The sequence below is a fragment of the Thermodesulfobacteriota bacterium genome, from assembly GCA_040754335.1.
In the GTDB taxonomy this organism is placed as follows: Bacteria; Desulfobacterota_D; UBA1144; order Nemesobacterales; family UBA2774; genus 2-12-FULL-53-21.
Genome location: JBFMCV010000002.1, coordinates 600,788 through 614,949 on the forward strand (window position 1 = coordinate 600,788; position 14,162 = coordinate 614,949).

At 53.6% G+C, this 14,162-nt stretch carries 11 protein-coding genes; 6 read left to right on the forward strand and 5 right to left on the reverse strand.

Annotation, left to right across the window (positions count from 1 at the left end; translation table 11 throughout):
* Nucleotide 1: 1 nt before the first annotated feature.
* Entirely contained in the window at nt 2-550 is a 549-nt protein-coding gene (locus tag AB1598_06210) for a dual specificity protein phosphatase family protein (protein MEW6144597.1), read from the forward strand.
* A 99-nt stretch (nt 551-649) separates the two neighbouring features.
* Here AB1598_06210 and AB1598_06215 read toward each other — a convergent pair whose 3' ends face one another.
* Nucleotides 650-910: a hypothetical protein gene (locus AB1598_06215; protein MEW6144598.1), complete on the reverse strand. Its 261-nt coding sequence runs from the start codon at nt 908-910 to the stop codon at nt 650-652.
* A 341-nt stretch (nt 911-1,251) separates the two neighbouring features.
* Between AB1598_06215 and AB1598_06220 the strand changes: the two genes are divergently transcribed.
* Complete coding sequence (locus AB1598_06220; GenBank protein MEW6144599.1) at nt 1,252-2,037, forward strand: hypothetical protein; 786 nt, start codon at nt 1,252-1,254, stop codon at nt 2,035-2,037.
* A gap of 891 nt (nt 2,038-2,928) precedes the next feature.
* Here the strand turns inward: AB1598_06220 and AB1598_06225 are convergent.
* Nucleotides 2,929-3,867: a succinylglutamate desuccinylase/aspartoacylase family protein gene (locus AB1598_06225; GenBank protein ID MEW6144600.1), complete on the reverse strand. Its 939-nt coding sequence runs from the start codon at nt 3,865-3,867 to the stop codon at nt 2,929-2,931.
* Nucleotides 3,868-4,776: a 30S ribosomal protein S6--L-glutamate ligase gene (gene rimK / locus AB1598_06230; GenBank protein ID MEW6144601.1), complete on the reverse strand. Its 909-nt coding sequence runs from the start codon at nt 4,774-4,776 to the stop codon at nt 3,868-3,870.
* A 1,279-nt stretch (nt 4,777-6,055) separates the two neighbouring features.
* On the opposite strand from rimK, the gene corA reads away from it, so the two are divergent.
* Complete coding sequence (gene corA, locus AB1598_06235) at nt 6,056-7,120, forward strand: magnesium/cobalt transporter CorA (protein MEW6144602.1); 1,065 nt, start codon at nt 6,056-6,058, stop codon at nt 7,118-7,120.
* Between the two features lie 620 nt (nt 7,121-7,740).
* Nucleotides 7,741-8,280, forward strand: coding sequence for an inorganic diphosphatase (locus AB1598_06240; protein ID MEW6144603.1), 540 nt, complete (start codon nt 7,741-7,743; stop codon nt 8,278-8,280).
* Between the two features lie 697 nt (nt 8,281-8,977).
* On the opposite strand, the gene AB1598_06245 is transcribed toward AB1598_06240, so the two are convergent.
* The gene (locus tag AB1598_06245) at nt 8,978-9,712 is read right to left on the reverse strand and encodes a sulfite exporter TauE/SafE family protein (protein ID MEW6144604.1); all 735 of its coding nucleotides are present in this window, start codon (nt 9,710-9,712) and stop codon (nt 8,978-8,980) included.
* A gap of 520 nt (nt 9,713-10,232) precedes the next feature.
* Here AB1598_06245 and AB1598_06250 point away from each other — a divergent pair.
* Nucleotides 10,233-11,093 carry a hypothetical protein gene (locus AB1598_06250; protein MEW6144605.1) on the forward strand — a complete coding sequence of 287 codons (861 nt, stop codon included), beginning with the start codon at nt 10,233-10,235 and terminating at the stop codon, nt 11,091-11,093.
* 554 nt (nt 11,094-11,647) lie between these two features.
* Here AB1598_06250 and AB1598_06255 read toward each other — a convergent pair.
* Nucleotides 11,648-12,844: a hypothetical protein gene (locus AB1598_06255; protein MEW6144606.1), complete on the reverse strand. Its 1,197-nt coding sequence runs from the start codon at nt 12,842-12,844 to the stop codon at nt 11,648-11,650.
* A gap of 492 nt (nt 12,845-13,336) precedes the next feature.
* Between AB1598_06255 and AB1598_06260 the strand changes: the two genes are divergently transcribed.
* A complete protein-coding gene (locus AB1598_06260; GenBank protein MEW6144607.1) occupies nt 13,337-13,549 on the forward strand; it encodes a hypothetical protein in 213 nt (70 codons plus the stop codon).
* Nucleotides 13,550-14,162 lie beyond the last annotated feature (613 nt).

Genomic DNA, 14,162 nt, shown 5'->3' on the forward strand with positions numbered 1-14,162 from the left:
CATGAGCTTTTTCACCGAATTGCGGAGACTCTATCTCCACTTCAAGTACCAGGGCGCCCGGAAGGGGATGCTCGCCGCTTACGACAAGATCGCGAGGTACGTTACGGGAGGGCCGCTCACGAGGTTCTGCCGCATCACGAAAGACCTCTGGATAGGCGGGCAGCCGCGCGGGGCTGGAATGAGGACGCTGAGATCGCACGGAGTCACGGCAGTCGTGAACATGCGGAGTGAGTACGACTACCCGGAGCTTGCGAACATCCACGAGCTCAAATACCTGAGGCTCCCGACGGACGACAACGGCGCGCCCGCGCTCGAGGATCTCGCCAAGGGCGTCCGGTTCATCGCGGACGAGATCGAGGGCGGCGGCAGGGTTTACGTCCACTGCTGGGAAGGGATTGGAAGGAGCGCGACGATGGCGGCCGCGTATCTGGTCAGCAAGGGAAGCACTCCGGGAAGCGCGTGGAAAGAGATACAAAGGGTGCGCCCGTTCATAAGGCCGACCGAGACTCAGTTAAAACGTGTGGAAGAGTACGCGGATTTGCACTGCTGAGAGAGTCACCCGGGCCCGACGGGGACAATGCAAACAGAATTCTTTTTTTCCTCCAGAAAATAAAGGGGCGTGAATGGTCACGCCCCTTTGGTGTAACGCTTACTTCTTTTTAGCAGCGGTCTTCTTCTTCGGTGCTGCTTTCTTTGCCGGTTTCTTCTTTGCAGCAGCCTTTTTCGGAGCAGCTTTCTTAGCCGTCTTCTTAGGAGCCGCTTTCTTCTTCGGCGCAGCCTTCTTCTTCGGCGCAGCCTTCTTCGCCGTCGCCATGAACGCTACCGAATGACGCGCCATCTTCGACTTCTTCTTCGCCGGCTTCTTCGCCGCTTTCTTTACTGCCTTCTTAGCTGGTTTCTTTGTAGCCATTTACTAATCTCCTGTTTAAGTGGATTTTTACAGATAAAAGATAAATAGACTTACTAACCCGGTTGTCTCGCAGCAGATACGTTATATCGGGCCGACTATAACCACCGCTGCTTCCGTAAAACGCCCGTCATGCAACGACAACCTTATTGCACTTGTATGACGGGGGTCTATTTTCTCATCTATGCAATCCTCCTTTCAGTGAAATTACTGACATAATACAACACTGACAGATTTTTGTCAAATAAAATTACCTGTTAATTTATCTGTCAGCCTTGCTTGATTTCTTCGGCGGACAGATTATATTTATCCCAGCACTATTTTTGAACCGGAGAACCGGCCTCATGACCGAGAAAAATCCCGAATCGAAATACAAGGCGCCGGCGGAAGGAATAGCCGGCGGGAAGTCGAAGAAGCGGAGTCCTAATTTCCCATGCATCGATCTTGAAAAGGCGCTCGAGCTGACGGAGAAGATATACTCCGTCGACAAGAGGGCCCCAATTCCCGTGAACCTGCTCATAGCGAGGTGGGGTCTGCCCAAGTACAATAGCTATGTCAGACAGCTTATTGCGGCTCTTACCTACTATGGCTTGTTAGAATCGACGGCCAAGGGCGAAAACAGGCGCGTTGCCGTTTCGGACAGGGGGTACAGGATACTCGAGAAGGCGCCCGACAGGGCGAAGCTGCTCAGGACGGCGGCGCTCGAGCCCAAGCTCTTCAACGAGGTCTGGCAGCATTACAAGTCGAGGGGGCTTCCGAGCAACGACGTGCTCGAAAGGGACCTCGTCTGGCAGAACAGCTTCGCCAACACCAGGTTCACCAAGAACGGGGCGAAGATGTTCATCGCCAACCTGAAATCTACCATCAATTTCGCTAAGATTTTACCGGACAATATCATATACGGCGAGGACAACAAGTCCGAAGTCATAGACGTGATGATCCACGAGCAGAGCGGGACGGCCTCGACGGGGTCGTTCAGGAGGCTCGACCTAACCCTGGGGAGCGGGGAGGTCGCCACTATACAGATACCCACCTCTATAACCATGAAGGAGATAAGATACCTTCAGGACGGTATAAATCTCATAAGAGGGGACCTCTTCCCCGAATCGAAGGACGACGGGAACAAGTAAATACCTGCCTTCGAGCGCCCGGAAGCCCGTAAAAAGGGCCTCCCGGTAAATTTCCTGTAAAATTCTACGGAACAGAATCTGACGGGAAACCGTTTTTTAACGGACAGGATGGGGTGTAAAATTTCACTGCCAAGGATGGATGAGGGTTGGGTTTAAAAGTTAAAGTAACCCTATTGGAGACGGCCTGTCTAACAGGGAAACTGACAGGTGGTTCATGTAGCACAGGCCGGAAAGCCGGTACAGTCAGGGAGATTGGCGGGGAGGGAGATGTTTGCGAGTCCGGTAGGGGCTTAGGCGAAGGGGGTTTATTGGATCGATGGGTGAAAGGTAACACCCCCACCCTTGACCCTCCCCCTTGATAAGGGGAGGGAAATAGAGAAACATGAGATTGCCGCGCTGCTTCCGGCTTCGCTTAAAGGCGGCTACGCCGGGATAAATCGCAGCTCGCAATGACAAAATACTATGAACCCGTTCAACCCTTCGACAAGCTCCCGGCTTCGTTAAGGCTACGCCGGATTACCCTACGGCTCATAGCCTCCGGGCGACGTGCCGCGAGCAGGACAAACGGAAAAAACTAAATCCTCCCTAGCCCTCCTTTGCTAAAGGAGGGAATGAAAGAAAAAAGACGAGATTGCCGCGCTACACTCACAATAGCTCGTTCCGCTCGCAAGGACAGTCTTGTTTCGCGGCTGGAAGCCGCTCCTGCGGACAGGATGCAGGATTCAATATACAAGATTAAAGAAATGGATTCCCGATCGGGGTCGGGAATGACAAAAACTTAGATTCTGAAACAAGTTCAGAATGACGACAATACTTGGATACCCTATCTAGACTTTCGGGAATGACAAACTATTAGTTCACCGCACTGCTTTAGATTGACAGGAATAATAATCAGACTGGGACTGCGAGGTTGATGAGGACATCGCCGGTGTTTACCGGCTTGGCGTGTCTGACCGAGAGCGCGAATCCGTCATCGCGCGCGGTAAGTTCGGCACGATCTCCGCTCTCCGGATTTGAAACGGCAGCGAGTATGTCTCCCTTCCTGACTTCGGCGCCGCACTTGACGCGCGGGTCGAAGTCTCCCGCGCCGGCTGCTCTCACAGGCGAGCATTTTCTGAGGACCCTGGTCTCGTTCCTCTCGGGCGCGCCCGAGGTTGTCATGCCCAGATAGTCCATGAGCCTGAGTATGCCGTTCATACATTCCGAGACGGCGAATTCCGATATGCGGCGGGACTCGCCTCCTTCATAAACGAGCACGCTCTTTCCGCTTAGCCGGGCCGCCTTTCTGAACGTGCCTTCCATGAGCGGGGAGTCGAGTATGAAGGGCGGAGCGAAAGCGCGGGCGAGCTCCATGTCGACGGGCGCGCCGGCCGTGCACCTTATGTGCGGGTAGTTCTCGCTGACCCCGCCCGAGTGGAGGTCGAGACCGCAGTCGGCCGCCGGGAGCAGGTCCCGCATGACCGCGAGCGCGATCTTCTGCGAGAGCGTGCCCGAGCGGGCGCCGGGGAAGCCCCTGTTGAGGTCCATGCCGTCGGGCAGGAAACGGGAGGAGTTGAGAAAGCCCCATACGTTCGCTATCGGGAGCGCGATGACAGTGCCGGTATCAGGCACGATGGATCCCGACGCGATCATGCGCCTGAGCGTCTCGACGCCGTTCAGCTCGTCCCCGTGGAGCCCAGCCGTGATGAGCAGCACGGGGCCGTCCTCCTCGCCCCTCCAGACGCAGACGGGGAGCCTGACCGCGCTCCTGTGCGAGGCGACCTCGATGCGGAGGAATTCCTTCCCGCCCCTCGGGATGAGTCTGCCGTTTATCTTTATCGCCCTTTTCATCTACACCCTTATGCGGTCGCGCCTCATGCTGCGCACGTGAGCGTTGTCTTCTATGAATTTAATAATCCTGGAGGCGACGTCAATCCCTGTGGCGGCCTCTATGCCTTCGAGGCCCGGCGAGGAATTTACCTCGAGTACCATCGGGCCTTTCGAGGACTGGAGCATGTCCACTCCCGCGACGTTCAGGCCGAGGAGCCTCGCCGCGTCCACGGCCGTCTTCAGCTCCTGGCGCGTGAGCTTTATCATCTTCGCGGAGCCGCCCCTGTGGAGGTTCGAGCGGAACTCGCCCTCGGCGCCCTGACGCTTCATAGCGCCTATGACCTCGCCGCCCACGACGAACGCCCTCACGTCCGAGCCCTTCGCCTCCTTGATGAACTCCTGGATGAGCATGTTCGCCTTGACGCCGTAGAACGCCTCCATGACGGAGCGCGCGGCCTTCCTGTTCTCGGCGAGCACGACCCCTATGCCCTGTGTGCCGTGGAGGAGCTTTATGACGAGCGGGGTGCCTCCCACGAGCTCGATGATGTGATTCATATCGGTGGGGTCTGAGGCGAATGCGGTCACGGGCATGCCTATCCCCGCCCGGGCGAGTATCTGCATGCTGCGGAGCTTGTCGCGTGACCTCGCTATCGCCTGCGATTCGTTCACCGAGAAGACGTGCATCATCTCGAACTGGCGGACTACAGCGGTGCCGTAGAACGTGCGGGATGCCCCGATGCGTGGGATGACGGCGTCTACGCCCTTGAGCTTCTTCCCGTAGTGGTAGATCTCGGGGTTGCCCCGTTTTATCGCCATGTAGCATTTGAGGAAATCTATTACCTCGACTTCGTGCCCCATCATGCCTGCAGCCTCGACGAGACGGCGAGTGGAATAGAGCTTCTTGTTTCTCGATAGCACGACAATTTTCATAAAACACCCCTGTGCGTAATGCAATGCCTGTTACGAAATTCGAACTCCGGTCGGTCAGGCGTCGTGCCTGACGATATCTGCGGTTGATTGCCTGCGGAAGCTTCTCTCTCGGGAATAGTATGACATAAAAAAGGGGAAGCGGAAGCGGGAATTTTTTTTGGGGGAAGACAGAACCCTCGCTTCCCCGGAGCTAATGAAAAAGACAAACAAGCAAAAAGGAAAAGGCAATTTTTTTATCCCTCTTTTCTTTGATGAAACGCGCGTAATGTGTTCTATGAAAAGACACGGGGGAGAAAAAAGAGTTAATTTTATCCTACTTTTCCTTGATGAAAAGTAGCAAAAATCATCCGACTACAGAATTTACTAAAAATCTCATGTTTACGCTAAAACATTTTTATTCCACCGCAGCCCAAAAATGTTTTTTAACGCGTAAACAATCGATTTTCTTAACGTAAATTCCGTAATGTCGGGGGAAAGACAAAGACGGGATTGCCGCGCACCGCTAAGTTTCGTTCGCTACGCTCGCAATGACAAGAAAAGACTGGATTCCCGATCGGTGTCGGGAATAACAAGGAAAATTTGGGTGAACCCCCACCCAAGCCCTCCCCCTCAATATGAGGGGGAATGAGGTAAAAGACTGGATTTCCGATTTCGCGGGAATGACAGAAAAAAATCCCTCCCGGCCTCCCTTTGCTAAAGGGAGGGGATTAAAGGTATCGCGGCTGGAAGCCGCTCCTACGGGCGCGATGGAGCAGGAGGTTGCCGCGGTCTCGCAAGTCGCTCCCTCGCAATGACAGATAAAAGCGAGATTCCCGATTTCTCGGGAATGACAGAATATTTATGTACACCCCCACCCTTAGCCCTCCCCCTTAATAGGGGGAGGGAAGTAAAGAGGAAAACCAAATCCACCCTAATTTGGATTTACTAACTGCGTTACTCCGATTAAGGCATTTCTTTGCCATTTATCAACACCGACCAATTCCTCCGATTTGGCTTCAGCGACATTGGGTGGATGGATGATACGTTCGTGCCCTCAACCAGGTGTGACCAATTCCTCGCTTGCTCGGAATTGTTGCTCGGAATTGTCCTCCTTTTTCTAAGGAGGGAATTAACTACGAAATACAAAGCTTCCAGGGATGCTGCGAATCCTGTTAATGAGTCGAGGCGTATTCAGTGTGAAGGGCTCTGTAGCGCGGGCTTGTCCCTGTTCACCTGTTTGAATTAGAATATCTCACGGGAGCGGCTTCGGATAGGTTCTCCACCCGTGGCCGGAAGCGATATGACCGGACAGAAAAAAACGGCGGTTATGAAGAAAGGCCTCCATCCGGGGGCCCTCATACACGTGGGCGAGAGGAAGGTCGAGAAGGTCAGGCTTACCGTCATCGACTACGACCAGGATATGTTCGTCGAGAGGGAGTTCGGGGGAGTTGAAGAGTGCCTCGAATACGCCGACAGGGAGACAGTAACGTGGATAAACGTGAACGGCCTCCACGATACGGGAATAATCAACAGGATCGGCGAGCACTTCGGCATACACTCGCTCGTGCTCGAGGACATACTGGACACGGACAAGCGGCCCGAGCTCGACGATTACGTCGATTACATATTTATTATCCTCAAGATGGTGCTCGTCGACAAGGAGACGGGGAGGATAGACGCCGAGCAGGTGAGCATGCTGCTGTGCAAGAATACGGTCATCTCGTTCCAGGAAGGGGAAGCGGACGTGTTCGAGTTCATAAGGGAGAGGATAAGGACGGGGAAAGGGCGGATACGGAAGTACGGCGCCGATTATCTCGTATACGCGCTCACTGACGCGGTGGTCGACAACTACTTCGTCGCGCTCGAGGAAATAGGGGAGCTCATAGAGGAGATAGAAGACGAGCTGTTAGCGGACCCGGGCGCGGAGACGCTCCGGGACATATACGGGCTCAAGCGGGAGCTCGTGCTCCTGAGGAAATACACGTTCCCGCTCAGGGAGCTCGTGCACAAGTTCCAGATATCGGAGTCGCCGCTCATCGACAGGAACACGAAGCTCTACATACGAGACCTCTACGACCACGCGATGCAGATCATGGACACGACTGACTCGTACAGGGATATGATCGCAGGGATGCTCGAGACGTATCTCTCGATTTCGAGCAACCGCATGAACGAGGTGATGAAGGTGCTCACCGTGATGGCGACCATATTCATACCGCTCACGTTCATCGCGGGCATCTACGGGATGAATTTCGAGAACATGCCGGAGCTCAGGCACCGGCTGGGGTATCCGGGGGTGATGGTGCTGATGCTGATTGTCGCGCTCGTAATGCTCTATTATTTCAGGAGGAGGAAGTGGATATGAGGATGAAGATGTAATTTCCACGCAGCTATTCGTATCTCGGATTGGTGAGGAGTAAGACAAAGAAAGGAGAAAGGCAATTTATTTATCCTTCTTTTCCTTGATGAAACGCGCTTAATGTGTTCTATGAAAAGGCTCAGCTCAAGTTTCTACTTTTGAGAGATCAAAAGTAGCAAAAATCTTTTGGGGACTACGGGAAGTTTGCTAAAAATCTTGTGTTTAAGCGAAAATCTTTCAAATGGGAAGCTGAAAGATTTTTTACGCTTAAACACGCGATTTTCTTGACGCAAATTCTGTAATGTCGGAAGGCAAAGAAAATTCAAATCCTCCCTAACCCTCCTTTGCTAAAGGAGGGAATTAAAGGAAAAGACAAAAGTTGAGATTGCCGCGTAGCTTCGCAGCTCGAAATGACAAGATAAGGAAAGATTGCCGCGTCGCTTCCGGCTTCGCCAAAAGACTACGCCGGGATAAACCGCTCCTCGCAAAGACAGATTAAAACACACGACTTGGAGAGGGTGACGGGAATATTCGCGCAGACGCTAGCCAGTCTCGATGTTCGCACATGCCTGAAACCGTTGTATAATGTTCCCTATATCAATAGCCAAGGCGCAGGGAGCAGGGTAATGGAGAAGGACAACGAGACAGTAACCGTGATGGTGGAGATCACGAAGGGGTCGAGGAACAAGTACGAGTACGACAAGGTGAAGAAGCGGATCAAGTTCGACCGCCTCCTTTACGCGTCGGTCCATTATCCGAGTGATTACGGGTTCATAGAGGACACGCTCGGCGGGGACGGGGACCCGCTCGACGCGCTAGTGCTGCTCTGGGAGCCTACGTTCCCGGGGTGCATAATACTGTCGAAGCCCATAGGGATGTTCATGATGGGGGACGAGAAAGGGCCCGACGAGAAGATACTCTGCGTGCCCGTGGACGACCCGCACTGGAACCATATCGAGAAGCTGACCGAGATACCGCCCCATCTGCTCCGGGAGATAGAGCACTTCTTCGCGTCTTACAAGACGCTCGAGAAGAAGAACGTGCACGTGGAGGGGTGGAGGAACAAGGAGGCGGCGCTTCAGACGATCGAGGAGGCGCGGGAGAGGTATAAGGAGAAGGGGAAGAAGAAGAAAAAGAAGGTGAAGAAGGCGGCTGATTGGCTGTGAGGAGACACATTATGCACGATGCATGATGGGAAATAAGATTCCGGGTAAACACTATTGAGAATGACTAAAATAAAATCCTCCCTAACCCTCCTTTGCTAAAGGAGGGAATTAATGGCACAAGACGAGATTCCCGATCGGTGTCGGGAATGACAAAGAAAATTAAGGTACACCCCCATCCTGAAACAAGTTCAGGACAGGCTCCTTGACCCTCCCCCCTCTAGGGGGAGGGAAGTAAAGAAAAAAGACAAATCCTCCCTAACCCTCCTTTGCTAAAGGAGGGGATTAAAAAATTATCGCGGCAAGATCCCGCTCCTACGGTAACTATGCAAGATGCAGGATTCAAGATACAGGATGAGATTGCCGGGCTGCGCTCGCAAAGACAGATAATTTGTCCTTCGACTGCACACTGTGTGTGCGCTCAGGACGTACTGGGCTGACATTAAATCCACCCTAACCCTCCTTTATGAAAGGAGGGAAAGAAAAGACAAAAGATGAGATCCTGAATAGATCCTGGCTCGGAGTCCGGGAAATGGTTCAGAATGACAGAATTTTTGGATTCCCGATAAAGGCACTCGGGAATGACAAAAAACTAAATCCTCCCTAACCCTCCTTTTCCAAAGGAGGGGATTGAAAGAAAAGGCGAAAGATGAGATCCTGAATCGAGTTCAGGATGACGGAATAAAAAGACTTGGATTAATCAGCGGTTGAGGATCAGGTTGAGGCCGATGATGAGAAGTATTATCAGCACGGCGATGCGGAACCTCGACTCCGAGATGTGGTATCTGAGCTTGCTGCCGAGGTAGATGCCGAGGGCTACGGGCGCGATCCCCGCGACCGATATTCCGATTATGTCGAGAGAGAGGAAGTCGAACTTGCCCAGCAGCGCGAGGAGCGTCAGCGTCGACACCGTGAAGCCGATGTTGATCGCGCCGATGAGGAGGTCCCTGTGGAGCCGGAGCGAGATCAGGTATGGGAGCATGGGCATGACCTGTGTGCCCGTGAGCCCGTTCAGGAACCCGTTCACGAGCCCGAGCGGGACGTTCAGGAACCTCTCGTATTTGTTTCCGACCGAAATGTTGACGTCGAGCAGCAGGTAGAGCGAGTACGCGATCGAAAGCGCGCCGAGCACGGCCTTCGCTATAGAGTTCCCCGTCTGGTGGAGGAGGCTCACTCCGGCGTACAGGCCGGGGAGCGCCGAGAGGTAAAGCGGCCAGAACCTCCTCAGGCTCTCCCTTGTCCTCCCCGCCTGCGCTATGACTATCACGTTGCTCGCGAGAGAGGGGATTATGACGAGCGGTATGGCGACGGTGATGTCGGTGAAGCTCGATATGAGCGGGAGGCATATGCTCATGAACCCGAGGCCCGTCACGCCCTTCAAAAAGGCCGCCCCGAAGAAGGAGACGAATGCGATGATGAGGATGTGCGTTTCCATGCGGGTCCGGGCAGGGCTCGAGATTCTGAGAATATAATGAGGAGGGGAGGGGAAGGCAAGCACAGCTTGAATCGATGATGGTATATATGAATGTTCAAAGAGAGGATAAAGGCAATTATTCTTATCCTTCTTTTCCTTTCCTGAAATGATCCTGAACGCCGTCCTGAACTTGTTTTAGGATTATTTCAGGATCTATTCAGGAAAGCCGCTCCTACGTGTGCGAAGTAGCATGAGATTGCCGCGCACCCTCGCAATAGCTTCCGTCTTCGCTTCGGACTCCGCTAAAGCTCCGACCGACGAGAAAGTTAAGCCGGACGAGTCGGGTGCTCGCAATGACAGTTAAAAAGCTGGATTCCCGAACGTGGTCGGGGATGACAGAATTATGAGGTAACCCTTCACCCGCAACCTACCCTTGAAAAGTGAGGGGGGGAATATGAATAAAAGTATGAATTATTTATTAATCGCTCTTGATTAAATGCGAAAAAGGGTATTTACTTTGTCGCTAATGAAGCCGCGACTCTTGCATCTGCTTATTCCCGTACTCGCGCTGGTCGCTGCCCTCAATATTTCGGACATAGCTTCCGCTGCGGACAAGAAAGGCAACGTCGAGGTCAATTTCATATACGCGTTCCAGCTCGGGTTCGGCTCCTACAACGTGGGCGGGTTAGACGTGCAGGTGTACAGCCTCCCCCTCTCTTATACGTTCGACGATTTCCTCGGGAACGAGAAGCTGAAGCTCGTTGTCGATGCGCCTGTTTTCTACGGGCGGTTCAGGTTCAGGGAGAATGTTCCGGACGGTACGAGGATCAAGGTGGACCAGGACATGATGAGCGTCATCCCCGGAGTGGAGCTCCAGTGGGAGCCGGTCGAGCACTGGCACATAAAGCCGTTCATCAACATGGGGCTCGCGTGGCAGGTCTACGACAGCTCGACCCCTAACGGGCTAAGCGTGGACGACTCGTTCGTGCTCGTATACGCGACCGGGCTCGGGAGCCTCTACCAGGTGTTCTGGGATAAGTTCACGTTCAGCCTAGGGAACAGGATGTCGTGGGCGGGGAACACGAACTTCCACGAGAGCGTCGAGCAGTCGTTCGCGCTTCTCGAGAACGGCGTCGACGTTAAGCACCCGCTCGGGTTTTCGTACAAGGGATACGAGCCCGACGTGAGCGTCTTCTTCAACTGGTACTACTTCATTCCCGATACGACTTTCGACAGGGCGTTCAAGGACCCTCTAAAGGTGGAGAACCAGTTCGAGATCGCGGGGACCGTCGGTTTCGCGAAACCGACCAAGGTCTGGATACTGTCCGACCCGAGGATAGGTGTCGGGTACAGGTTCGGGGACCTGGACGCGTTCGCGGTGAACTTCGGATTTCCGTTTTAGGGAGGGCTGAGTTCGCCGTATTAGAGAACGCCGGGGTTTCCTTCCAGGGAAAGTCGAGATTCCCATTAAAACTTCGGGAATGACAGAAAAAAATTAGATTGCCGCGGTCGCTTTGCTCCCTCGCAAAGACAGATCAAAGAAATGAAAACAAAGACGAGATGCTGAATATCTTGGATTCTTCAAGGGATAACCGGGGAATAATTGCATCGTTGCAATCTACCTCATGTGTCCGGTTCTTGCTAATTTGGCTACTGTAACGATGGTATGACGTGATATTTCCGTGCGTGCTCTCAACCATTAGAGACCATTTCTTCGCTCGCTCAGAAATGTTGTTCAGAACCGTAGTTCAGCATGACAATATTTGTGGATCCCCGACTAAAGCGTTAGGGAATGACGCCGTTCTATCCTTCGACAAGCTCAGGACGAACGGGTTGGATTGAGCAGATTAGGTGTCCGCGGGTGCACACCCGCCGCAAATTCTGTAATGTCGGGGGAAGGCAAAATAAAATCCTACCTATCCCTCCTTTACGAAAGGAGGGAATTAAAAAGAAAGATTACAGCTTGAAGCGGAGGATTGCGCCTGTGCCGCGGACGTTCTTTTTGTAGGGCTCGTCCTGGATCATCTCGACCTCGGCGCCCTGGCTGAAAGCTTCCTCTATCGCACGCTCGACGAGGTCGGTCACGGGGACGGCTTCGCCGCCGCCCGGGCATTTCTCGCCAGCGTCGGTGAGGTAGTCGCCCGTATCGGGGCAGAGGAACCCCGGCTGTTTGAACCCTTCCTCGACCAGTAGCACCCGCACCTGGCTGTTCTTGAGCGCTTCGAGCGAGGCCCGGAGGCCGTCGACAGCGTAGCCCACGGGGAGCTTGTCCGCGAATTCCTGCATCAGCTTCTTCTGCCTCTCGGCCCGCGTCTTCTCGAGCACGTCGAGGGAAGCTTCCGTGACGAGCGAGGGCTTCACGCGCTCGAGGTCCATCGTGACAGTCCCCGCCAGCTTCTCGTGCAGACTGGTCGGGAGGTGGTGAGAGAATTCGGTGATGTTCTCCTCGGTGCCGCCGAGTATGAGCCAGTGGACGTTCTCCTTCCGGCAGTAGTCGTTCAATTTCTGCGCGACGTATTTGAAGTGCTGCTGCACCTCGTTCTCGATCATCCTGTTGAACCTGAACTCGCCGAACCCCTGCGAGAAGTTCCTGGTGCCAGCGAGGGAGGTCGATTTCTTATTGTATTTCCCCTGGGGGTTGTGGAACTTGGTCGAGCGCTCGGCTGCGGGGTAGAAGTAATCGAGCACCTCTTTCGTGCCGTCGAGGTCTATGCCGAATCCGCGCGCCTTCTTCCTGTCGACGAGCACGGTGAGGATGCGCGTGTAATCGTCGTCCACCTTGAAGAGCTGGCCCATGACCGGGGAGCGGTCTATCAGGAGCTGGTTCCGGTAGAGGGAGGGGAGCTTGAGCACCTCCCAGAGCCCGCCGCCGGTGCATGAGTATACCGCTATGCCCCTGCAATCGGCGAGGCCTTCCGGGTTTTCAACGAAGCTCTGTATCTTCGCGAGGTCCGCTTCCACGGATTCGAGGGCGTCCTTCGAGATGCCCCTTTTGCCTATTTCGTCCCTGAGCCCTTTGGCGAGGTTCTTGAACGTGATTTTGTAGCCGAAGTTTTCCCTTTCTCTCGGCCCGAGCTTGAGATAAAGCGTCGTGACCGGCTGTTTGTCGTTGTAATATCCGCTAAGCTTGTTGACCGATTCTTCGAAACCCATGTGGTACCCCTGTGAGTTGTTTATTTTTCCGACCCCGGCAGCAATGCCCCGGCCGGTTTTCAGAGTATAAGAGAATACCAGAAAGCGGGGCGATTTCGAGGGGTTAAATTTAGGGACGGTGAGGGTGGTGCGAACGTGACTCCTGAGCCTGTGCCGGCCGCCGGTTTGCCTGTAGTTCTCACGTCGTCTGCTGATCATCTCTCGAAAAATACGGGATATGCCCCGGAATTTAGAATCCGAGCCATGAATTGGCTGCAATGTTTATGAACTGGGGCCGGCTTGAACTTAGGAGCTTCAGGGACCGGACCGGAGGGCCGGGAGGAGAGTCTCCGCCCCCCGTTCCGCCCCCGAAATCACTACCGGGTATGGACAACCCATTCCGTCATGCGCTTTACCCGGGGGATTCGCGGGTCATGGCCGGAATCCCGAATACCCTTCTGTATCCCAAATAATACAACATTATAGAGTAATATCAATTAGTATATATAAATATTGATTATTGTAATGTACACGGAACTGTTGCCCGCAATCGTTTCGGGGATGACAGGGAATAATAAGGTAAACCCCAACCCTGAAACAATCCTGAAACGATCCCGGATCACGTCCGGGACATGGTTCAGGATAACAGATAAAAGTAAAGACTGGGAAAAGAAAATCCTCCCTGACCCTCCTTTTCCAAAGGAGGGAATTGAAGGCACAAAATGAGATTGCCGCGCTGCGCTTAATTTCATTCACTCCGCTCGCAATGACGGAGAGATTAATGTAAACCCCCGCCCTGAAACAATCCTGAAACGAGTTCAGGACAGGCGGAGGGAATTAAAAGAAAAAGCAAGCAATAGATTTCTCACGCTTCGGTTCGAAATGACAAGATAAGGATGAGATTGCCGCGGTCGCTTCCGGCTTCCCGGCTACGGCTCGGCCTACGCCGTGACGAGCGCCAAAAGGCTACGCCGGGATAAAGCGCTCCCTCGCAAAGAGAGGAAAAGTGTAGATTCCCGATCGGCGTCGGGAATCACAAGCATAATAAGGTACACCCCCACCCTGAATTGATCCCGTATCAAGTACGGGACATGGTTCGGGGCAGGCTCCTAGCCCTCCCTCTCATTAAGGGGGAGGGGAAAGAATTAATGAAATCGCGGCTGGAAGCCGCTCCTACAGATTTAAAGGAAGATCCTGAAACAATCCCGGATCGGAGTCCGGGACATGGTTCAGGATGACAAGATTTTTAGTGATGTACACCATCCACCGAGGAGGTGAGAAATTGGTGATTAAAGCGGGGAGAGAGCGGTTATACTTTCTACTCATCAAATCACGGCGA

Coding starts and splice junctions, on each gene's coding strand:
- AB1598_06210 (MEW6144597.1), top strand. CDS start 2: ATGAGCTTTTTCACCGAATTGCGGAGACTCTATCTCCACTTCAAGTAC.
- AB1598_06245 (MEW6144604.1), bottom strand. CDS start 9,712: ATGGAAACGCACATCCTCATCATCGCATTCGTCTCCTTCTTCGGGGCG.
- corA (MEW6144602.1), top strand. CDS start 6,056: ATGACCGGACAGAAAAAAACGGCGGTTATGAAGAAAGGCCTCCATCCG.
- AB1598_06225 (MEW6144600.1), bottom strand. CDS start 3,867: ATGAAAAGGGCGATAAAGATAAACGGCAGACTCATCCCGAGGGGCGGG.
- rimK (MEW6144601.1), bottom strand. CDS start 4,776: ATGAAAATTGTCGTGCTATCGAGAAACAAGAAGCTCTATTCCACTCGC.
- AB1598_06215 (MEW6144598.1), bottom strand. CDS start 910: ATGGCTACAAAGAAACCAGCTAAGAAGGCAGTAAAGAAAGCGGCGAAG.
- AB1598_06240 (MEW6144603.1), top strand. CDS start 7,741: ATGGAGAAGGACAACGAGACAGTAACCGTGATGGTGGAGATCACGAAG.
- AB1598_06255 (MEW6144606.1), bottom strand. CDS start 12,844: ATGGGTTTCGAAGAATCGGTCAACAAGCTTAGCGGATATTACAACGAC.
- AB1598_06220 (MEW6144599.1), top strand. CDS start 1,252: ATGACCGAGAAAAATCCCGAATCGAAATACAAGGCGCCGGCGGAAGGA.